Origin of the sequence: Streptomyces sp. AA1529, assembly GCF_000280905.1 — a bacterium.
GTDB lineage: Bacteria > Actinomycetota > Actinomycetes > Streptomycetales > Streptomycetaceae > Streptomyces.
Map to the genome: position 1 here is coordinate 67,159 of NZ_ALAP01000055.1, position 21,079 is coordinate 88,237.

The window sequence follows — 21,079 nt, forward strand, 5'->3', positions numbered from 1 at the left end:
CGGGGAGTGGGTGTTCCGGGTGCGGGGGTCGCTGTGGATGCTGTCGGGGGGATCGAGGAGATCCGAGAGTCTCGAAGGGGTGCGGTCAGTACACCGAGAGGTACCCGCCGCGGTGCAGTCACCGAAAACATGAAGCGTTTGGCTGGTCGGCCACCCCGTCTTGTAGATTCAGACGAAAGCAGGGAAGCGGTAACCTCACGGCTTTCTCCCGGTCACACCCCGGTGCCACGACCACGTGCTGCGCACGACCCACCCACCCGGCAGACGAAACACGAACGGCAGGCGACGAGACGATGCGGCTGCGCGCCCTCCTGGAGAACGACTCGCTGGGCCTCCGGCTCCTCGGCGGCGACGACGAGCTGGACCGGACCGTACGCGGCGTGATGACCACCGACCTGCGCGACCCCAGCCGCTACCTGTCCGGCGGCGAACTGGTGCTCTCCGGGCTGGCGTGGCGGCACGCACCGGAGGACTCCGAGCCGTTCGTCCAGATCCTGGCCACCGCGGGCGTCGCGGGGCTGGCCGCGGGCGAGGCGGAACTGGGCCCTGTCCCGCAGGACCTGGTCGACGCCTGTGCGCGGCACCGGCTGCCGTTGTTCGCGGTGACCGAGTCGGTCGCGTTCGCCACCATCACCGAGCACGTGGTCCGGCAGGTCTCCACCGAGCGCGCCGGGGATCTGGCCGCCGTCGTGGACCGGCACCGGCGGCTGATGTCCTCGGGCCCCGCGGGCGGCGGACCCGATGTGGTGCTCGACCTGCTCGGCTCGGATCTGGACCTGGCCGCCTGGGTGCTCTCCCCCACCGGCCGGCAGATCGCCGGCCCCAGTGAGGGACCGGAACTGCCGCACGCCACCGCCGCCAGGCTGGCGGGGGCGCATCTGGCCGCCGTGCGTGCCGGACGGCGCGCCCCGCACCGGACGACCGAGGAGGGTGCGGCCTACTCGCTCTTCCCCGTCGGCCGGGGCACCGGCGACCCGCGCCGCACCGTGCTCTCGGACTGGCTGCTGGCCGTGGCCGACGACACCGGCGACTGGCCCGCCGAGCGCCTGGACCTGCTGCAGGGCGTCACCCAGCTCATCGCGGTCGAACGCGACCGGCGGGACGCAGCGCGCGCCGTGCGCCGCAGGCTGGCGCAGGAGGTGCTGGAGCTGGTGCAGACCGGCGCGCCGCCCTCCGAGATCGCCGCGCGGCTGCGGGTCGCCGCGCCCGTCCTGCTGCCCGGGCAGGGTGCGGCCCCCGCCTGGCAGGTGATCGTCGCGCGGGTGGAGTGGGACGAGCCGGACCCGGCCCGCGCCCTGGACGGCGGGGCCGTCGCCCAGTCCCTGCTGGAGGAGCTGCTGGTGGACCCGCGCACCAGTGGCCCGGACGGCTCGGACCGGATCGCCGTCGCGCACGTCGACGGCGAGGCGGTCGCACTGGTACCGCTGACCGGCGAGGTCCCGCAGGACGACGCCGCCGAGGACGCCGCCGGGGCGCACGGGGCCGCGGACGGCGACGCGCCGGAGCACGCCGGGACGCGGGCCGGCGAGGGGCTGCACGCGGAGGTGCTGCTGGCCGAGGCCGGGGAACCGCTGGGGCGCGCCCTCGCCGACGACGGGCGGCTGACGTTGGGGGTGAGCGCCGCGGTGCACTCCGCCGAAGGACTGCGGGGTGCCCTGGAGGAGGCCCGGCACGCCCGCCGGGTGGCGGCGGCGCGCCCCGGTGCGGTGCGCGCGGCCGGGCACGAGGAGCTGGCCTCGCATGTGCTGCTGCTGCCGTTCGTCCCGGATGACGTACGCCGCGCCTTCACCGCCCGGCTGCTGGACCCGCTGCGCGAGTACGACCGCAAGCACCGCGCCGAACTGGTGCCCACTCTGGAGGCGTTCCTGTCCTCGGACGGTTCCTGGACGCGCTGCGCGGGCCGACTCCATCTGCACGTCAACACCCTCCGGTACCGGGTCAGCCGCATCGAGCAGCTCACCGGCCGCGATCTGTCCCGCCTGGAGGACAAGCTGGACTTCTTCCTCGCGCTGCGGATGAGCTGAGCCGACCGGCCGGAAGCCGCCTCACCGTTCGGAGGGGATTCTCCCGCCGGAGGGCGGGGCCGCCGGTACCGCCGCGCCGGTTCCGGCAGCGGCGCCCGGTTCGGCCCGGCGCAGATGGGCGAGGACGGCCGGCACCCGGCGGTGGTCGTCGGGCGCGGGCGGATTCGGGGCGTCGGGCATCGCAGCCTCGGTGGTGCCCAGGGGGCAGGCCGGGAACGTCGGGCTCCTGGGACGGGTGGGTCTGTGAACGCGCGCACGAGAGGCGCGCGGGGGGCGCGCCGAGCGGTGGCACACGCCGAAGTGCGGGCGCACCCGCGTTCTTCGGCTGGTCCGGGCGGCGCACGGAGCTGCGCACGGGCTACCGGCAGCGGCGGCGGGCGGAAGCCCGTGCGCCGCCGGTCAGCGCGCCGCGTCCGGTACGGCGACCCGCGAGGGGGAGCGCGCAGACCGGGGCGCGGACCGGGGCCGGGCCGGCGCGGCCCGCCGCGGGCGCAGCAGCCCGGGGGTGCCGCGACCTGCGGCGATGGGTTTCACTCCGCCGGCCAACCGCTGATCGGCGGGGAGTTCACTGCGGCAGGTTGCCGACCCGGGGTGGAGCAGGCACCACCCCGCCGCTCCCCCGAACCGCCGGGAGCCGGGCGCTTGTCGATCCGGCGCCACCGGTAAAACTTTGTGAACTGATTCACACCACCCCCTTGGCCGGGCGGCGCAACCCGTGCTGTGATGCGCTCACATCCGGCTCGACGGCGCGCTTGGGGAGGGCACTGTGGCGGACACCGCCATGTCACGTTCGGAAAGGCTGGATCCGAGAGGCCCGACAGGTCATGGTGGCCCCACGGGCCCCGGCATGAGCCCGGACAGCCCGCTGGGACAGGCGGTGTGGCGGCTGCGCTCGCGGGGGTGCTGGGAGGACGCGGCGGCGCTGCTGGAGCCGTATGTGCAGGAGCATCCGCAGGCGGCCGTCGGACGGGCCGGACTGCTCGTCGAACGGTGCATGTACACCGGAGACGGCTGGCCCGTGGCGGAGGACGCGCTGCGGGTCGCCGAAGCGGTGGCGCGGGTGGACGACGACCGCGGGGCCGCGGCCTGCGAACGCGGCCAACTCGCCTACGCGGCCACCGTGCTGGGCGTCCGCGACCGGACCGACGAGGCACGGGCGGCGCTCGGCCGGGCCGCCGCCCTGCTGGAGCCGGGCGCGCCCGGCCGGGCGCTGCTGGACTTCCGGCGCGGGCTGCTGGCGGAGAACCTGAGCGACACCCCGGAGTCCGCGCGCGCCGCCTACCGCAGGGCGCACGCGGGCGCGACAGCCCGCGGAGACCTGCTGCTGTGCTCCTCGACCTGGCGGCATCTGGCCGGGCTCGCGGCCCGCGAGGGCGAACTGGCCGAGGCGCGCCACGGATTCGCCGAGTCGCTCCGGCTGCGGGAGGAGCTGGGGTTCCTCGTCGGCATGGCGCCCGCTCTGGCCTCGCTGGCCGAGGTGCAGCCGGAGCCCGCGGCGACCCGGCTGCGCGAGGAGGCCGGACGGCTGTTCCGGCTGCTGGGCGGCGTGCCCTCCTGGCTCGCGGACCGGCTGCCCGAGTCCGGACGGGGCGAGGAGCGGGGCGAGCAGCCGGACGGCGAGGCCGCCGCGGACGCCGCGACGGCGGTGCCCCCGAACCGGGCGTGACCCGCGTGCGGGCGTGCAGCGCCGCGTCCCGGAAGCGGCCACGCCTCAGACGTACCCGCACCAGCAGCGGCGGCGGAAGTACCCGCGCCTCAGAAGTGGCCGCGGACCAGTCGCTCGACGGCCGGATAGTCCTGGTCGGCCAGCGCGTCCAGCAGCGCGAGGTGGTCGGCCGCCTCGGCGAGCAGGTCGGTGGTGCGCGGGGCGGGAGTCGCCCGCAGGGCCGACAGCCGCGCCCGGCGCCGCACGTCCTCGGCGACGGCGACCAGTTGCCGGTTCCCGGTCGCCTCCAGCAGGGCGCGGTGGAAGGCGAGGTCGGTCTCGGCGTAGACGGTACGGTCTCCGCACGCCGCCGCCTGCAGGGTGTCGTCCGCGAGCGGCCGCAGCTCGGCCCAGTACCCGGGGGGCAGGGCCCGCGCGAGCCCCAGGACCGCCGGGACCTCCAGCAGGGCTTGGACCTCGGTGAGTTCGGCCAGATCACGGGGGCTGTGCGCGGCGACGCGGAAGCCCCGGTTGGGCACCGTCTCCACGGCGCCCTCGCTCGCCAGGAGCTGCATGGCCTCCCGTACGGGGGTCGGCGAGACACCGAAGCGCTCCCCCAGCGCGGGCGCGGAGTAGACCTCGCCGGGGGCCAGCTCGCCGGAGAGCAGCGCCCCGCGCAGGGCTTCGAGGATCTGGTCGCGTACGGAATGGCGCTGCGGCACCACCTTCGGGGCCGCCGGTTCGCAGTGGGTGTGCTCACAGCGGGCACTGCCGTCCGTCCGCCGGGCGCGGGCGGTGGACGGCTCGGTGGCTCGGCGGGCCGGTCCGGGGACGGCCGGGGCGAGGGGCCGGGGCACGCCGGACGGCGGGCCGGCCGCCGAAGGGACGGCAGCGGGCCCCGCAGGTGTCTCCGCTCGGCTCTGCTCCATGGGGCCCCCAGCACTCTGCGTACCTGTCTTCGCCATGCAGGCTGCCGTGCACCCTAGGCCGCGGCGACACGAGATCAAACCTCGGGCGTGATCAGTTAAGGTAAGGCTTACCTGCTGATGCTCGTCGATTCGGTGGTCCCCATGACCGTGCCCACCCTCGCCCCCGTAGCCTCTGACGTCTCCCCTTTCCATGCCGCCTACGCCCGGCTGACCGAGGTGCTCCCGTCGCTGGGTGTGACCGAGACCACGGCCCGCGAACCGCTCCCCGAGGGCCCCGGCTGGGTGCGCGCCGCAGCGCTGGCGGACGGTGGCGAGGCGCTCGACGCGTTCCTCGCCTGGGACGAGGAGCAGATCCTGCGGGACCACGGGCGGCCCGGGCGCCCGGACGTCGTTGCCGGCTTCGGGCTGCACCGCTACGCCTGGCCCGTCTGCCTGCTGGTCACCGTCCCGTGGTTCCTCCGGCGCCGGGTGCCCCGGCTGCCGGTGGAGGCCGTGGCGGTGCAGCGGTCCCAGGGGCGGCTCGCGGTCCGGATCGAGGAGTTCGCCTGCCTGCCGGACGACCCCGCGGCGGCCGCACCGGGCGCCCGCGTGGTCCCCGGCGAGGAGGCGCTGCGGGCCGAGGTGCGGAACGCGGTGGCCGCCCATCTCGCGCCGGTGCTGGAGGGGTTCGGGCCCCGGATGCGGCGCGGCGCGCGGGCGCTGTGGGGAATGGTGACGGACGAGATCACCGAGGGGCTCTGGTACCTGGGGCACCTGCTGGGCGAGGAGCCGCGCGCCCGGGCGGAGGCCGGACTGCTGCTCCCCGGCGCGGTCGCGCCCTTCGCCCAGGGCGCGGGCTTCCGCGAGCTGCCCGGACCCGGCGGGGCGGCGCTGACCACCCGCGACCGGGCGAGCTGCTGCCTCTACTACACCCTCCGGCCCGAGGACACCTGCGTCACCTGTCCCCGGACATGCGACGCGGAACGAATCGAGCGGATGACCGTGGTCCGCTGAGATGTTCGACCCCGGGTCCCTCTCCCGGCCCCCTGCGCTCCCTTTTCGCGTGCTCTTCCCCTGAAACCCCCCGGCGGGGTGGCGCTCTCCCGTAAGGATGCTCGGGACGAAGCAAGCCAGAGCGCGAGCGCGACACCGCCTCGCACGCGACGGGGCCTACTCGGCGTCCCCGGCGTGCGCCCGCGGTACGCGCGGCAAGGGGCACCCCGATGAGACTGACCGACATACCGCTGAACTGGCTGCTGCCGAGCGCCGTGCTGCTCGTCGGCACTCTGGCCGCGGTGCTGGTGATGGCGCGCTCGCGCCGGCACGGCTCCGCCTCCGAGAGCGAGAGCGCGCACGGACAGCCCGACTCCGCGGAGCGGGCCGAGGAGCGGCGGCGCCGCAAGGAGACGCTCTACGCGACGGCCGCCTACCTGCTGTTGTTCTGCTGCGCCGCGGTCGCCGCGGCTCTCTCCTTCCACGGGCTGGTCGGATTCGGCAGGCAGAACCTGGGCCTGGGCGGCGGCTGGGAGTACCTGGTGCCGTTCGGGCTGGACGGCGCCGCGATGTTCTCCGCCGTGATCGCCGTGCGGGAGGCCAGCCACGGGGACGCCTCGCTGGGATCGCGCCTGCTGGTGTGGATCTTCGCGGGGGCCGCGGCGTGGTTCAACTGGGTGCACGCGCCGCGCGGCACCGGACACGACGGCGCCCCGCAGTTCTTCGCGGGGATGTCGCTCTCGGCCGCGATCCTGTTCGACCGGGCGCTCAAGCAGACCCGCCGCGCGGCGCTGCGCGACCAGGGCCTGGTGCCGCGTCCGCTGCCGCAGATCCGCATCGTCCGCTGGCTGCGGGCCCCCCGGGAGACGTTCGGGGCGTGGTCGCTGATGCTGCTGGAAGGGGTGCGGACGCTGGACGAGGCCGTCGACGAGGTGCGCGAGGACCGGCGGCAGCACGACCAGGAGCGGCAGCGTCGCAAGGACCAGGAGCGCCTGGACCGGGCCCGGGTGAAGGCCATCAACCGGCAGCACCGCAGGTGGAGCCGGGGACGCGGGGCGGCGGCTCCCCATGTGGAGGTCGAGCTCGGCGCGCCCGCGCCGTCCGCGTCCTCCGGCGGGAGCGAGCCGTCCGGCGAGCTGCCCGCGGTGGCCGCCTCTCCCGTGCCGCCCCGCGGCAGGCCCGCGCTGCAGGCGGTCGGGGACGACAGCGCCTCGGCGCGCGCCCGCCGGGAGGGCGAGCTCACGGGTGGCGAGTCCGGCCGGGAGGGCGGCGAGAAGGGCGCGGCCAGCCCGCGGCTGGACACCCTGGAGGAGAAGCTGGCCGAGATCGAGCGGCAGTTCGGCTGACGGTCCGGCAGTCCGCCGGTGCGGCACGGAAGCCCGGCCAGGGCCCCTCTCCGCACCGGCGGTGCCGGTCGTCCCGCGGTGGCAGGCGCCTCAGCCACCCGCACCGGTGCGCCGTGCGGGGAAGCCGCGGCTTCGGGCCGCGTACACCAGGGCCAGCACCGGCAGCATCAGTGCCAGGACGCTCCACGGGAACGACGCGGCGCCCAGGGCGTCCAGCAGCACGCCGCCCACGACTCCCCCGCCCGCCATGGCCGCGTTCCACAGCGTGACGAGCATCGCCTGCGCGGCGTCCGCGGACTCGCCGCCCGCCTCGCCGACGGCCGTCTGCAGCAGCGTCGGAGCCCCTCCCCAGCCGAGCCCCCAGAGCGCGACGGCCGCGTAGACGAGCGGTGTGCTGTCGGCCGCCACCGCCAGGACTGCCGCCGCCAGGGCGACCAGCAGGGCGCCGCCGAGCGTCAGCGCGCGCAGCCCGCGGCCGATGTGCGTGCCGACGGACCAGATGCTGAGCAACGAGGCGGCGCCGAACACCAGCAGCACGCGGTCGACCGAACCGCCCAGGCCCGCGTGGTCGAGGAAGGCGGCGATGTAGGTGTAGAGCACCGTATGGGCGAGTACCCAGCCGAGCGTGGTGAGCAGGACGGGCAGCACCCCGGGGATGCGCAGCACGGCGGCCATGGGAGTGCGGTCGTCCGGCTGCTGCCCGGGCTGGTCGGGGACGGCGGCGGTGATCCAGCCGAGCAGGACGGCGGTCAGCGCCGTCATGGCCCAGAAGGCGGTGCGCCAGCCGAGTGCGTTGCCCAGGAAGGTGCCTGCGGGAACGCCCAGCGACAGCGCGACCGGGATACCGGCCATGGCGATCGCGATGGCCCGGCCGCCCAGGTGGGCGGGGACCAGGCGGCGTGCGTATCCGGCCAGCAGCGCCCAGGCGAGCCCGGCCGCCACACCGGCGACGAAGCGCGCGGTCATGGTGAGGGTGTAGTCGGTGGAGACGGCTGTGACGGTGTTGGCCGCGGCGAAGCCGGCCATCGCGGCCAGCAGCAGCCGCTTGCGGCGCCATCCGGCGGTGAAGGCGGTGAGCGGGACGGCCGTGAGCGCGGTGCCGACGGCGTAGATGGTGACGCTCTGGCCCATGGCGGACTCGCCGACGGCGAGGTCGCCGCTCATCCCGGGCAGCAGGCCGGCGGGCAGGGTCTCGGTGAGGCTGGTGACGAAGACGGCGGTGGCGAGTGCCAGCAGGGCGGCGAGCGGGAGCGCCTCGCGCCGGGAGCCGGCGGGTTCGGACGGCCCCGGAGCGCCGTCCGGGGTGAGCGCGTGCTGCGCGGTGTCGGTTCGCATGACCGGTATGCTCAAACCCTCACACGGATGTGAAGGTCAAGTCGGTGTCCGCGGAGCGTCTTCCCAGACGTTTCCGCAGGGTGCCGGGGAGGGCGGAGGGCCTGATGCGGATCGGCGAACTCGCGGAGCGGACGGGGACACCCAGGCGACTGCTGCGCTACTACGAGGAGCAGGGGCTCATCGCCGCGGACCGGGCCCCCAACGGCTACCGCGACTACGACGAGCGGTTCGTCGACCGCGTGCTGCAGATCCGGGGGCTGCTGGACGCCGGGCTGCCCACCCGGATCATCAAGCAGATCCTGCCGTGCCTCGACAAGCCCCGGGTCATCCACTTCCGGGACGCCACCCCGGAGATGCTGGCCACACTGGAGGACCAGCTGGAGCGGATGACGGCCCGGGTGCAGTGCCTGGCCCGGAACCGGGACGCCATCGCGGCCTACCTCGAAGAGGTACGGGCCACTCGCGCCCGGGGACCGGAGGAGGCGCGGGGCGCGGACGTCCCGGCGGCGTCCGCCGCGCCGGCGCACCCCGCCGGCCCGCACCCCGCACCCGGGCACACCGGCACGGCACCCGGCAGCCCCCGCGTCAGCTCTCCCACACCGTGACCGCGGTACGGTCCCCCCGGTGCCCCTCCACCGCGCACAGCAGGCCGTCCAGATAGGCCCCGGCACCGGGAGGACCGCCGCCCGCACCGGTCCAACGGGTGGCGAGCCGCTCCGCGAAGGCGGGCTCGGAGCGCAGCGGTTCCGCCACACCGGGGCCGCACAGCAGCAGCACGTCCCCCGGCTCCGCGGCCCGGGAGCGGAAGTGGAACGGGGCCGCGGCCGCCCCCGCGGCCCGCTCGGCCGGAGCGAAACCGTCCCGGGCCGCCGCCGCGCCCGCGGCCGGATCGCGGCCCGCCGGAGTGTCGGGAGGCGGCGGCGCGTGGGTGGCGGCGGGTTCGATGTCCTGCCAGCCGTCGCCGCTGCGCCGGAAGGCTCCGCCCGCACCGGCGCCGAAGAACACCCGGGTGCGGCAGCGCGGGTCGTCGGGCAGCAGCAGGCAGCGCAGATCGACGGTGTGCCGCGCGGGTTCCAGTCCCAGGGCCGCGGCCTGGGCACGCAGCCTGCCGAAGGCGCGGTCCGTCAACCGGTGCAGGCCCGGTTGCAGCGCACTGGTGCGGTCCTCCCGCAGATCCCGGGCGAGCCGGGCGCTGCTGCGGCCGACCGCCTCTCCCACCGCGTGCAACGCTTCGCGCGCGGCGCGGTGCCCGTCCGGTCCCGACCGTCCTCCGGCCGCGACGGCCACCAGCAGCAGCCCGTCCTCCTCGGCGCCGAACCGTGCGGCCAACAGCGCGTCCGTCCGCGGCCGCCCTTCCCGCCGCCCGGCGGCGCCGCGTACGGAGACCGCGTGCAGCTCCGCGGAGCCGAACCGCGCCGACTCCAGCACGGTGTCCGGCACCCACTCCTCCGGCGCGTCCGGTGCGGCGGGCGGCAGCACCCCGGCCGGCAGTGCGGACACCGGCGCGGCGCCGGGTCCCGGACCGGGCGGGGCCCCGGCAGGCGCGGGGTCCGCGTGGGGACCGGGGCCCGGCGGGTCGGCGGGCGGGCCGGTCAGCGTGCGGCTCACCGAGCGATAGCGCTCGTCCAGGGTGTCCCGGGCGCGTGCCCGGCCGGTGTCCGCAGCGTGCGGGTCGTACAACTGGGCCCACCAGTCGTGGTGTTCGTCTGCGTCCTGCGCCCCCTGTCCACTCATCGGCTCATTGTCCCGCGCACGGACCGGCTGGGAAGGGCGTACGCGGGATACGGCCCCGGGGTCCCGGTCCGGCATCGGAGAACGATCAGCCCGCCGGGGGCTTCCACGGGTTCGCGGCGGCGGTCTCCGCCGGCCGGCGGGCACGGCCGGGGGCTGTGCCCGCACCAGCCGGAATACCGGCTCGCGGGCGCCGGTTGCAGCAGACCATGCACCGTCCACAGGAGCCGTCCAGCGGCATACATCCCCTGCTCGCCGGACGCTTCAGCCCCTACCGGTTCGATCCGTCGGCGGCTGTCGACGACCACGCTCTCGGGCTGCTGCTGGAAGCCGCGCGATGGGCACCGTCGGCGGGCAACTCCCAGCCGTGGGGCTTCTTCACCGGCAGACCCGGCGAGCCGGAGCACGACCGGATACTCCCCCACCTCGCGCCGAGCTCGGCCCGCTGGGCGACGGACGCGGGCCTGCTCGTCGTCACGCTGACCCGCCGGCACGTCGATGACACGCAGTTGCTCCACTCCGAGTTCGCGGACTACGACCTCGGCCAGGCCATCGCCCACATGACGGTGCAGGCCCAGGCCATGGGGCTGGCCGCACACCAATTCCGGGCCTTCGACCTGGAGGGGCTCACCAAGGAGCTGGACCCGAACCCGGGCTGGGCGATCGTCTCGATGGCCGCGGTCGGCAAGGCGGCCGGCGGACCTCCGGAGGGCCGGGTCCGGCACAGCGTCGCACGGTTGCGCTCCGCGCCCTGGTCACCGGCGGAGTAGCGGCGGAGCCCGACCCGTCGAGCGGTGGGGAGGCCCGTACAGCCGGGTGGACGGGCACGGCATCCGGCAGCGCACGGTCGCGGGTCGTACGGACGGCCGACCAGACCCTCGCGGCAGTGGGTGGTGCAGTTTTTCACCGCACCTGGAGATGAGACTCTCCGGTATCCCACTCGAAGAAAATCTGCACCCGCGAGAGTAGACATTGCAGGCCGCCGGGGGTAGCGTTCTTCTCGTACTCGCGGAGATCAGTTCGGCGGGGCAGATGACGCAACTGCCCCGCACGCAGGTCGAGGAACGGCAGTTGAACGGTGTGGCCGAAAGTTGGGGGCTCCACCGTTGACTGCCGGGCCGGGCGGCCCTCGGGGCCGCAGGCAGTTCTGCAAGATCAAGCAGTGCATGACAGAGCAGTGGAAAAGGAGGAGAGCACCATCAGGATCGCCCGGGCAGGGCAGACCGCCCGGGTACCGCAGACCCCGGATTGGAAGGTGGTCCCCGGTCACGCAACCGCGATCCCTGCGCCGCCGTCCTGTCAGACCGCGGCGCGGAACACAGAAGCCGGTACAGACAGCCGGTAGATGGTGTTGACCCCCTCGGGGCCCTGGTGCCGCATGGCACCAGGGCCCCTCGACGCGTGAACCGAGAGGTGCCAGTGGCCGCAGACAAGCCCACCCCGTCGAGCAACCTCGACGACGATGACTACCCCGCCTACACCATGGGGCGGGCCGCCGAGATGCTCGGCACCACACCCGCCTTCCTGCGAGCCATCGGCGAAGCGAAGCTGATCGTGCCGCTGCGCTCGGAGGGGGGCCACCGCCGCTACTCCCGCTACCAGCTGCGGCTGGCCACCCGGGCCCGCGAGCTGGTCGACCAGGGAACCTCCGTGGAGGCGGCCTGCCGCATCATCATCCTCGAGGACCAGCTCGAAGAGGCCCAGCGCATGAACGAACAGCTGCGCAACGGGAAGTCCCCGGACCCGCAGACCGACAGCTGAAGCCTCCGCCGCGCTCTGCGCCTCGCCTTCCGGAGCGCCGGCAGCCGAGCCTCTCCCGCCCGAGCGGTTCATCCGGCCGCCGAGGCGGGGCCCGAGGCCGCGAACCGGGTGTCGACGCGGCCCTCGGTGCGGTCGCCGACGCCACCGGAACCGGGGGCCGACCGGTGGCGAGCGCCCCGCCTTTGGCCACGCCGGGACTTTCCGTCAACCGCCCGGACACCGAAATCTATTTCCGCCGCTACAGAAACACGAGTAATGCGCGAGGAGAAGTTATACCCCGGCGGACTCGGCGCGAGAAGCGGTCGTAACCCGCGAAGCCGCCGTGCTACGGTTGCACCCAGTTGCAGTTGTGGTTCCCTGAGACTTCAAGCGCTCCTCCGGATCACCGGAATGAGCCTTGTGTTTACCCGTTACACGGAGGGTTATCATCGCGGCAACCCTGGCTCCCGTGCAGTGCGGGTTCCGGGCACCGCTTTGAAGGAGATATTTTGGCTACTGGCACCGTGAAGTGGTTCAACGCGGAAAAGGGCTTCGGCTTCATCGAGCAGGAGGGTGGCGGCCCAGACGTGTTCGCCCACTTCTCGAACATCAACGCCACCGGCTTCCGCGAGCTGCTCGAAGGCCAGACAGTGAACTTCGATGTCACGCAGGGCCAGAAGGGCCTCCAGGCGGAGAACATCGTTCCCGCCTGACGCTGACACGTACGACGAGCTGGGGCACGCACTTGCGTGCGGCCCCGGCTCGTTGCGTTGTTCCCCCGCTCACCCCGACAAGGGCGTGTGAGCGGCAGCGCAATCAGTTGTCATGTCGCCGAACGTGGAGCGGCACATGCCCCGCTCTGCACGGCTCACCCGCACCGTTGTTTTCCGACCGCCCCGGCGGGCAGCGGACCGGTGCATTTCCTGACGACTCCGTGGCTTTTCTGGTCACGGGTTGGTCGTCTTATTCTTCGGCTCGGTCTTGTGAATCCTTGTGCGGCGCATGCTGCGGTGAATTCCTCGATTCGTGCCGCATCGAGGAAGGTTCTGCATGAACCGTACTGCTCGCACCACTTCCGGCTCCTCCCGCGGACACGGCCGCGACGGCCGTCGCTCGCAGGCCGCTCACCGGGCCGGGCCCCCGCGTTCGGGCAATCGCCCGGCGCAGGGACGGCCCTCGGGCCCGCCGAAGGAGTTCGCACTGCCGGTCACCCACACCCCGCCGCTGCCGGCCGTCGAGACGTTCGCCGGCCTCGACATGCCCGACCGTCTCAAGGCCACGCTGCGCGCCCAGGGGATGAGCGCCCCGTTCCCCATCCAGGCAGCGACGCTGCCCAACGCGCTGGCCGGCCGGGACGTCCTGGGCCGCGGTCGCACCGGCTCGGGCAAGACGCTCGCCTTCGGTCTCGCTCTGCTGGCCCGAACCCATGGGCAGCGCGCCGAACCCCGGCATCCGCTGGGACTGGTCCTCGTCCCCACCCGGGAGCTGGCGCAGCAGGTGACCGCGGCACTCACCCCCTACGCACGCGCGCTGCGGCTGGGGCTCACCACCGTCGTGGGCGGCATGTCGATCAGCCGTCAGGCACGCGACCTCAAAGCCGGCAGCGAGATCGTGGTCGCCACCCCCGGCCGGCTCAAGGACCTCGTCGAACGCGGTGACTGCGCGCTGGAGCAGGTGGCCGTCACGGTGCTGGACGAAGCCGACCAGATGGCCGACATGGGCTTCATGCCCCAGGTCACCCGCCTGCTCGACCAGGTACGCGCCGACGGGCAACGGCTGCTGTTCTCCGCGACCTTGGACCGCAACGTCGACCTGCTGGTGCGCCGCTATCTGAGCGACCCGGTGGTCCACTCCGTCGACCCCTCCGCGGGCGCGGTGACCGCCATGGAGCACCACCTGCTGCATGTGCAGGGTGTCGACAAGCAAGCGGCGGTCACCGAGATCGCGGCCCGCGACGGGCGGGTGATCATGTTCTTGGACACCAAGCACGCGGTGGATCGGCTGACCCGGGACCTGCTGGCGGTCGGGGTGCGCGCCTCGGCCCTGCACGGCGGCAAGTCGCAGGGCCAGCGCACCCGGACCCTCGCCGGGTTCAAGTCCGGTCACGCGAACGTCCTGGTGGCCACCAACGTCGCGGCGCGCGGCATCCACGTCGACAATCTCGACCTCGTCGTCAACGTCGACCCGCCGAATGATCACAAGGACTACCTGCACCGGGGCGGTCGCACCGCCCGCGCCGGGGAGTCGGGCACCGTCGTCACCCTGGTCCTCCCGGGGCAGCGACGTGGCATGAACCGCCTGATGGCGGACGCCTCCATCACGCCGGAACAGACCCGCGTCCGGGCCGGAGACGCCGACCTGGAGCGCATCACCGGTGCGCGGAGGCCTTCGGGAGACCCGCTCACGGTCGCGGACACCGAACCGCCCAAGCCCGCCCCCGCGCAGCGGACACGGCGGGGCCGGCCCGCCGCCCGCCGGGGGCGCCGCTCCTCGTTCAGGACGGCCGCATAGTCCTACATAGTCCCGGCCCTGGCCGTGCGGCAGGCCGGTTGGTCACGGAGACGGCATCGGGGGGCAGCTCCCGTGTCGTGGATGAGCAATCGGCCTGCTGGGACGGGGACGCACCGGACCACCTCATCCGGGGCATCCGCAGCCCGCGTGGAGGCTTGCTGCCGGTGTGCCGCGGACGACAGGACCGTACGGCACCGGCCGCGGCCGTAGGTCCCGGGGCGCGGGCCGGGTGCGACCGGCGTCCGATGCGGGTGCGAGCGCGGCGTGTGACGCTGCTCGTATGACGGAGACGACACCCGCCGGCCCTCCCGGCGACCCCCGTGACCAGGCGTTCACCGCCGCCGAGTGGGAGTACCTGACCTCCCAGCGGCTGGGGCGGCTGGCGACGGTGGACTCCCACGGCCAGCCGCAGAACAACCCGGTCGGCTTCTTCCCGCAGCAGGACGGCACCATCCTGGTGGGCGGCTATGCGCTGGGGACGACGAAGAAGTGGCGCAACCTGCGGGCGCAGCCCCGGCTCGCCCTCGTGGTGGACGACATCGTCAGCTTCTCGCCGTGGCGGGTGCGCGGCGTGGAGGTGCGGGGCGTCGCCGAACTGCGCGAGGGGCCGCACGGGCTCGGCCCGCACTTCAGCGAGGAGCTGATCGTCGTCCACCCGCGCCGGGTGCTCAGCTGGGGGCTGGAGGAGGCGTGAGTCCGGTCGCGTGCCACAGGTGGTGCAGCGCGTAGGAGCGCCAGGGGCGCCACCGGTCGGCCTGCCCGGCCTCCGCACCGATCAGCGCCAGCCCGTGCCGCACTCCCGCGTCGCCGGGGAGGAAGACGTCCGGGTCGCCCAGGGCGCGCATCCGGATGTATCCCGCCGTCCACGGACCGATTCCGGGGAGCGCCAGCAGGGCGCGCTCGGTCTCCTCCCGGTCGGCGCCGGGGTCGAGCACGACGGTGCCGTCCGCGAGTGCCGCCGCGACGGTCCGGATGGTGCGGCGGCGGGTCCGCGGCATGCCCAGTTCGCCCAGCGGCGCCTCGGCGAGCGTTCCGGCGTCCGGGAACAGGTGGGTGAGGGTGCCGTCCGGGGCCGCCAGCGGTTTCCCGTAGCCGGCGACCAGCGTGCCGCCCAGCGTCCGGGCGGCGCCCACGGTGACCTGCTGGCCGAGTACGGCGCGGACCGCCAGCTCGTGTGTGTCGGCGGCGCCGGGTGAGCGCAGCCCGGGTGTCCGGGAGACGAGCGAGCCCAGGTCCGGCTCGCCGCCGAGCCGCTCGCCGACCGCGTAGGGGTCCGCGTCCAGGTCGAAGAGGCGCCGCACGCGCTGCACGGCGGTCGTCAGGTCCCGCAGGTCGCCCAGGTGCAGCCGGCAGTCCAGCCAGCCCTTGCCGCTGCGCGCCGCGCACTCGTCGACCTCGGCGATCCCGATGCCGTAGGGCAGGTTCAGGGTCCGCCGGTAGGTGCGGCCGCCGGGGGCGCCCCGCATCTCCTCGACGCCCGGTACGGCGCGGCGGGCCAGGAAGCCGAAGACCTGTCCGGTGTCGTAGCCGCCGCGGTAGGCGAGCCGCAGCGGAACCCCGGCGACGGCCGCGCCCCCGTGCGCCGCCGCCTCGCGTGCCTCGGGGCGGCCCGCGGGGCCGTGTCCGCCGCGTGCGGAGGCCGCGCGCAGTGCGCTCGGGGTGCGCGCGTAGATCTCGCGGACGGTGTCGTTGAACTGCCGGACGCTGGCGAATCCGGCGGCGAACGCGATCTGGGTGACGGGCAGCGGCGTGGTCTGGAGCAGCACCCGGGCGGTGTGTGCCCGCTGGGCCCGGGCCAGGGCCACGGGGCCGGCGCCGAGTTCGGTGGTGAGCTGGCGCTGCACCTGGCGGGAGCTGTAGCCCAGCCGCCGGGAGAGGCCGGCCACGCCCTCGCGGTCCACCACCCCGTCGGAGATCATCCGCATCGCGCGGCCCACCAGGTCGGCGCGTACGTTCCACTCGGCGGAGCCGGGTACCGCGTCCGGGCGGCATCGGCGGCAGGCGCGGAAGCCCGCGGCCTGGGCCGCCGCCGCGGTGGGGTAGAAGCGGACGTTCTCCCGCTTGGGGGTCACCGCGGGGCAGCTCGGCCGGCAGTAGATCCCGGTGGTGCGTACCCCGAGGAAGAACACTCCGTCGAAGCGCGCGTCTCTGCTGCGTACCGCCTCGTACCTGCTGTCTTCTGTGGTCACGTGCTCCAGTGTGGAAGAGCGCCGGGCCGGGGGCTAGCGGGAATCGGACGGCGCCGTCGGTGCGTCCCCGGGCGGTTGCGGACCGACCGGGAGGCGCTGCAGCAGCCCCCAGGTGAACTCCGCGACGACCGCGTGCGGGGTGCCGGCGCGGTCCGGCGCCGTGCAGGCGAGCCGCTGGCGGTTGGGGGCCGAGCCCTCGCGCGGCTGCGCGGGCTGGAAGGCGCGGGCTGCCTCGTCGACGGTGCAGGACCAGGGCACCAGGTCCTCGACGGTGCGCAGCCGGGGCCCGGGGGCGCCGGGGGCGCGCACCAGCCACGCGTTCCAGGCGGGCCCGCCGCCGGGCGCGCTCAGCACCTCGAAGCGCAGGTCGGTCCAGAGCGGCAGGGTCCAGGAGCGCGCCCGGCACACCAGGTCCCCGAGCCGGCGCTGCTCGGTGCGCTCGGGCGGGCCGAGGACCGCACGGTAGGGCGCGGAGGCGCCGCGGGGTGCGTGGAGCATCGCCTGCCAGCGTCTGTGGGCCTCGCGCATGGCCGCCCGGTCGACGCCGAGTTCCCGCAGCGCCGCGTCCACCCTGCCGGGCTGGAAGTCCGCCATCCTGCGCAGCAGCACGAGCTGGAACTCCAGCGCGCCGAACGCCGCCGGGGAGCCGGCCGGGAGGCCCATCAGGCGGGTGGCCGGGGTGGCGGGTGCGACAGCATGGTGGGGACGGTACCAACCGCCCCCACCATGCTCTCCGGTGCGCTACGCCTTGCGGCGCGGGCCGCGCTTGCGCTCGCTCTGGTGGCGGCCGAGCTCCTGGCGCTGTTTGAACAGCTTGCGCTGCTGGGCGCGCAGCCGGGCGTCCGTGCGGGCGGCCAGCCGGGTGTTCTCGCGCAGCAGCTTGCGGTAGCTGTGCAGGCGCCGTTCGGGCAGCATGCCGCTCTCCACCGCGGCGAGCACCGCGCATCCGGGCTCCGCCTCGTGGGCGCAGTCCTGGAAGCGGCAGTCGGCGGCGAGCTCCTCGATCTCGGAGAACGCCTGGCCGAGCCCCTCCTCGGCGTCCCACAGCCCGACGCCCCGCAGTCCGGGGGTGTCGATGAGGACGCCGCCACCGCGCTCCGCGGCCAGCGGCAGCAGATTGCGGGTGGTGGTGGTGTGCCGGCCCTTGCCGTCCTGGTCCCGGATGGCCTGCACACGCTGCGTCCGGTGCCCCAGCAGCGCGTTGGCCAGCGAGGACTTGCCCGCCCCCGACTGGCCGAGCAGCGCCGTGGTGCCGCCCGCGAGGACGGTCGCGAGGGGGGCGAGCCCCTGGCCGTTCCGGGCGCTGACGGGCAGTACCCGGACGCCCGGGGCGGAGGTCTCCGCGTCGGCGACCAGGTGCGCGACGGTGGCCTCGTCGGGTACGAGGTCCGCCTTGGTGAGGACGAGCAGCGGCTGCGCGCCGCTGCTCCAGGCCAACGAGACGAACCGCTCGATCCGGCCCAGGTCCAGCTCCGCGTCGAGGGACACGGCGATCAGCGCGTGGTCCACGTTGGCGGCCAGGACCTGGCCCTCGGAGCGCTTGGAGGAGGCGGAGCGGACGAAGGCGGTACGCCGGGGCAGCAGGGTGCGGACGTAGGGCGGGGCGCCGGTGGCGTCGACGACCGCCCAGTCGCCGGTGCACACGACCCGCATCGGGTCGCGCGGGACGACGTACTCGGTGTCGGCGCGCAGGGTGCCCGCCGGGGTGACCAGATCGCACTGGCCGCGGTCGACCCGCACCACCCTGCCGGGCAGCGGGTCGGGCCCGGCGGTGGCCGGGTCCGCGGTCGCCCGCAGGAACTCGGCCTGCCATCCGGCGTCCCAGCCGTAGGCGGCCAGCGCCGGGTGCTCAGGGTGTACGGGGGTGTTGATCGTGTTGTGTGACGTGCTCTGCGACGTGCTGGGTGACAAGGGAAAACCCTTCACATGGGTGGCCCCGGCCCGGTGCAGGAAAGGTTTGCCGGTTCAGCCGGTGGCCACGGAGGTGGGTGTGACGGACTGGATGCGGGCAGCGCCCGGCGCGGTGACAGCCATCGGTCGCACCTCCGTTCTCGTCGCAGAGCACGGCGGTCGTGGTGCCGCCGTGCGGAATGCGAGGACAGTAGCGGGCTCCGACATCCGCCCGCCACTGCTTTTCCGGCTTCCCTCCTGCGCGTTCTCCGGCGCCCCTCCCGCGTGCCGCCGCCGCGCGGCCGCCCGCGCCCTCCGCGGCGGTACCCGGCCGCCCGGCGGTCAGGTGCCGGTGCCGCCGCTCCCGGGGTCGCGCCGGGCGGACTCCGCGGGTTCCTTGAGGTCCTCGCGGTCGTGCCCGCGGGGGCGCAGCAGCCGGCCGCGGACGTCGGACGGTGGCAGGAACTTGGTCCAGCGCTCCGGGAACTCGGCGGGCGCGTCCAGGTCGAAGGGGTCGTCGTCCTCGGTCTCGTCGCTCTCGTCCCCGGTGCGGCGGCGGCGCCGGGCCTGGACGGCGGCGACGACCTCGGCCGCGGCCTCCTCGCGGCGGCGCTCGTTGGCGCGCCGTGCCGCCGCGGTGGCCACCGAGGGCCACACATGGTCGATGGCCGCGTTCACCGCGGCGCCCACCAGCACCGCGAACGCCGAGACGCCGATCCACAGCAGCACGGCGACGGGTGCGGCCAGGGAGCCGTAGATCGTGGGCCCCTCGACGGTGTTGGTCAGGTAGAGCCGCAGCAGGAAGCTGCCGAGCACCCACATCACGAGCGCCACCGACGCTCCGGGGATGTCCTCGCGCCAGGGTGAGCGCACGGGCACGGAGACGTGGTAGAGCGTGGTGAGGAAGACGATGGACAGCAGCAGGACGACCGGCCAGTAGAAGGCGCTGACCAGCCACTGGGCCTGTGGCACCAGGCGCAGCACCGCGTCCGGCCCGGCCACCATGAGCGGCAGCGCCACCGCGCCGATCACCAGCGCGACGAGATACAGCACGAAGGCCAGCAGCCGGGTCCGGACGATGCCGCGCCGTCCGTCCAGTCCGTACATCACGGTGATGGTGTCGATGAAGACGTTCACCGCTCGGGAGCCGGACCACAGGGCCAGGGCGAAGCCGAGGGAGATGACGTCGGGTCCGCCGCCCCTGATGACGTCGTCGATCAGGGGGCGCGCGAGCTGGTCGACGCCCCGGTCGGAGAGCACGGTGGCGGAGGCGTCCAGGAAGTTCTGCCGGATGGTCTCGATCGTGTCGGCGCCCACCCAGTCGAGATAGCCGAGCGAGCCGATCAGGCCGAGCAGCAGCGGGGGGATCGAGATCAGGGTGAAGAACGCCGCCTCGGCCGCCAGCCCCAGGACACGGTACTCCATGCAGGAGTTCACGGTGTCCTTGAGCAGCAGCCAGGCCATCCTCCTCTTGGGGACGTCCCGGTACTTCACCCGCGCCCTGCGGAACTGGTTGCGGGACCGGCGGGGAGCCCACTTCAGGGCCCGTCCGGCGGTCTGCTCAGGGGTTTCCTCGACTGCACGCACCTCTTTAACGTATCGGTATGCCACCCTCGACACACACCGTGACCAACCAGGCCGCACCGCTGACCGACTACGACGTCTTCGCGACCGACGCCGCGCTGGCCGAGGGCGTCGCCCGGCACATCGCCCCCGAGCAGGCCGAGGAGGCCCGGGCCGAGCTGGCCGGACTGGGCCGTGCGGCGGGCTCCGCGCAGGCGCAGGAGTGGGGCAGGCAGGCGAACGAGAACCCGCCGGTGCTGCGCACCCACGACCGGTTCGGGCACCGGATCGACGAGGTGGATTTCCACCCGGCGTGGCACCACCTGATGGAGCAGGCGGTGGACGCCGGGTTGACGGACGCCTGGTCACGGCCCCACGGGCAGCTCCGCCGCACGGCGGGCTTCTACGTGTGGTCGCAGGTGGAGGCCGGGCACAGCTGCCCCGTCTCGATGACGCACGCGGCGGTGCCGGCGCTGCGCAAGGAGCCGGAGCTGGCCGCCGAGTGGGAGCCGCGGCTGAGCGCGCACCGCTACGACTACGGCCTGGACCGGCCGGCGAGCGCCAAGCTCGGGGCGATCGCCGGGATGGGCATGACCGAGAAGCAGGGCGGCAGCGACGTCCGGGCCAACACCACCGAGGCCGTGCCGCTCTCCGGCGAGGGCGAGTACACGCTGCTGGGGCACAAGTGGTTCTGCTCCGCGCCGATGTCGGACGTCTTCCTGGTGCTGGCGCGGACGGCACCGGCGGCCGGGGACGGCGGGCTGACGTGCTTCCTGGTGCCGCGGGTGCTGCCGGACGGCACCCGCAACGCGTTCCGCATCCAGCGGCTGAAGGACAAGCTGGGCAACCGCTCCAACGCCTCCGGTGAGATCGAGTTCGACGGCACGACCTGGGCGCGCCGGGTGGGCGAGGAGGGCCGCGGGGTGGCCACCATCATCGAGATGGTGGCCGCGACCCGGCTGGACTGCGTGACGGGCTCGGCGGCGCTGATGCGGCAGGCGGTGGCGCAGGCCACGCATCACACCGCGCACCGTTCGGCGTTCGGCCGGCCGCTGGTCGAGCAGCCGCTGATGCGCAATGTGCTGGCGGACATGGCGCTGGAGTCGGAGGCGGCCACCACGCTGGCGCTGCGGCTGGCCGCGGCCTACGACAGCGCCGCGGGTGAGGGCCCGCAGGCGGACGCCGACCGCGCGTTCCTGCGGCT

The 21,079-nt window shown here is 74.5% G+C and carries 18 protein-coding genes and 1 pseudogene; 11 read left to right on the forward strand and 8 right to left on the reverse strand.

Annotated features, from left to right (window positions below; all coding sequences use genetic code 11):
* The first annotated feature begins 293 nt into the window (after positions 1–293).
* Positions 294–2,024 carry a PucR family transcriptional regulator gene (locus tag A949_RS0116860; RefSeq protein WP_019357194.1) on the forward strand — a complete coding sequence of 577 codons (1,731 nt, stop codon included), beginning with the start codon at positions 294–296 and terminating at the stop codon, positions 2,022–2,024.
* A 21-nt stretch (positions 2,025–2,045) separates the two neighbouring features.
* Here A949_RS0116860 and A949_RS38125 read toward each other — a convergent pair whose 3' ends face one another.
* Positions 2,046–2,204, reverse strand: coding sequence for a hypothetical protein (locus A949_RS38125; RefSeq protein ID WP_019357195.1), 159 nt, complete (start codon positions 2,202–2,204; stop codon positions 2,046–2,048).
* A 667-nt stretch (positions 2,205–2,871) separates the two neighbouring features.
* On the opposite strand from A949_RS38125, the gene A949_RS33690 reads away from it, so the two are divergent.
* Positions 2,872–3,690, forward strand: coding sequence for a hypothetical protein (locus tag A949_RS33690; protein WP_019357196.1), 819 nt, complete (start codon positions 2,872–2,874; stop codon positions 3,688–3,690).
* Positions 3,691–3,779: 89 nt separating this feature from the next.
* Here A949_RS33690 and A949_RS0116875 read toward each other — a convergent pair whose 3' ends face one another.
* Entirely contained in the window at positions 3,780–4,598 is an 819-nt protein-coding gene (locus A949_RS0116875) for a GntR family transcriptional regulator (RefSeq protein WP_019357197.1), read from the reverse strand.
* Between the two features lie 141 nt (positions 4,599–4,739).
* Here A949_RS0116875 and A949_RS0116880 point away from each other — a divergent pair, with 141 nt between their 5' ends.
* Together A949_RS0116880 and A949_RS0116885 are read left to right on the forward strand one after the other, a co-directional pair.
* Positions 4,740–5,591, forward strand: a complete 852-nt coding sequence (locus A949_RS0116880; protein WP_037706622.1) for a (2Fe-2S)-binding protein — start codon at positions 4,740–4,742, stop codon at positions 5,589–5,591.
* 209 nt (positions 5,592–5,800) lie between these two features.
* On the forward strand, positions 5,801–6,916 hold the full coding sequence (locus A949_RS0116885) for a DUF2637 domain-containing protein (RefSeq protein WP_019357199.1): 1,116 nt from the start codon (positions 5,801–5,803) through the stop codon (positions 6,914–6,916).
* Between the two features lie 90 nt (positions 6,917–7,006).
* On the opposite strand, the gene A949_RS0116890 is transcribed toward A949_RS0116885, so the two are convergent.
* A complete protein-coding gene (locus A949_RS0116890; protein ID WP_019357200.1) occupies positions 7,007–8,251 on the reverse strand; it encodes an MFS transporter in 1,245 nt (414 codons plus the stop codon).
* A gap of 104 nt (positions 8,252–8,355) precedes the next feature.
* Here A949_RS0116890 and A949_RS33695 point away from each other — a divergent pair.
* A pseudogene (locus tag A949_RS33695) lies at positions 8,356–8,718 on the forward strand (MerR family transcriptional regulator); the annotation flags it as partial.
* Positions 8,719–8,836: 118 nt separating this feature from the next.
* On the opposite strand, the gene A949_RS0116900 reads toward A949_RS33695, so the two are convergent.
* Positions 8,837–9,985, reverse strand: coding sequence for a protein phosphatase 2C domain-containing protein (locus A949_RS0116900; RefSeq protein ID WP_019357202.1), 1,149 nt, complete (start codon positions 9,983–9,985; stop codon positions 8,837–8,839).
* 206 nt (positions 9,986–10,191) lie between these two features.
* On the opposite strand from A949_RS0116900, the gene A949_RS0116905 reads away from it, so the two are divergent.
* From A949_RS0116905 to A949_RS0116925, 5 genes are all read left to right on the forward strand, one after another.
* A complete protein-coding gene (locus A949_RS0116905) occupies positions 10,192–10,752 on the forward strand; it encodes a nitroreductase family protein (RefSeq protein WP_026004735.1) in 561 nt (186 codons plus the stop codon).
* 649 nt (positions 10,753–11,401) lie between these two features.
* Positions 11,402–11,743, forward strand: coding sequence for a MerR family transcriptional regulator (locus A949_RS0116910; RefSeq protein ID WP_019357204.1), 342 nt, complete (start codon positions 11,402–11,404; stop codon positions 11,741–11,743).
* A 488-nt stretch (positions 11,744–12,231) separates the two neighbouring features.
* Positions 12,232–12,435: a cold-shock protein gene (locus tag A949_RS0116915; RefSeq protein WP_019357205.1), complete on the forward strand. Its 204-nt coding sequence runs from the start codon at positions 12,232–12,234 to the stop codon at positions 12,433–12,435.
* Positions 12,436–12,772: 337 nt separating this feature from the next.
* Positions 12,773–14,233: a DEAD/DEAH box helicase gene (locus A949_RS0116920; RefSeq protein ID WP_019357206.1), complete on the forward strand. Its 1,461-nt coding sequence runs from the start codon at positions 12,773–12,775 to the stop codon at positions 14,231–14,233.
* Between the two features lie 280 nt (positions 14,234–14,513).
* The gene (locus A949_RS0116925) at positions 14,514–14,927 is read left to right on the forward strand and encodes a PPOX class F420-dependent oxidoreductase (protein ID WP_019357207.1); all 414 of its coding nucleotides are present in this window, start codon (positions 14,514–14,516) and stop codon (positions 14,925–14,927) included.
* Here the strand turns inward: A949_RS0116925 and A949_RS0116930 are convergent.
* The 4 genes from A949_RS0116930 to A949_RS0116945 all read right to left on the reverse strand — a co-directional run bounded on the left by A949_RS0116930 (position 14,902) and on the right by A949_RS0116945 (position 19,899).
* The gene (locus A949_RS0116930) at positions 14,902–16,422 is read right to left on the reverse strand and encodes a DNA-3-methyladenine glycosylase 2 family protein (RefSeq protein ID WP_019357208.1); all 1,521 of its coding nucleotides are present in this window, start codon (positions 16,420–16,422) and stop codon (positions 14,902–14,904) included. The two genes, A949_RS0116925 and A949_RS0116930, sit on opposite strands and share 26 nt — an antisense overlap.
* Before the next feature lie 33 nt (positions 16,423–16,455).
* Entirely contained in the window at positions 16,456–17,085 is a 630-nt protein-coding gene (locus tag A949_RS0116935; protein WP_019357209.1) for a hypothetical protein, read from the reverse strand.
* Between the two features lie 78 nt (positions 17,086–17,163).
* Entirely contained in the window at positions 17,164–18,294 is a 1,131-nt protein-coding gene (gene rsgA / locus A949_RS0116940; protein WP_026004738.1) for a ribosome small subunit-dependent GTPase A, read from the reverse strand.
* A 360-nt stretch (positions 18,295–18,654) separates the two neighbouring features.
* The gene (locus tag A949_RS0116945) at positions 18,655–19,899 is read right to left on the reverse strand and encodes a YihY/virulence factor BrkB family protein (RefSeq protein ID WP_086022675.1); all 1,245 of its coding nucleotides are present in this window, start codon (positions 19,897–19,899) and stop codon (positions 18,655–18,657) included.
* Positions 19,900–19,916: 17 nt separating this feature from the next.
* Between A949_RS0116945 and A949_RS0116950 the strand changes: the two genes are divergently transcribed.
* On the forward strand, positions 19,917–21,079 hold a 1,163-nt coding region (locus A949_RS0116950; RefSeq protein WP_019357212.1), incomplete at its 3' end, for an acyl-CoA dehydrogenase family protein.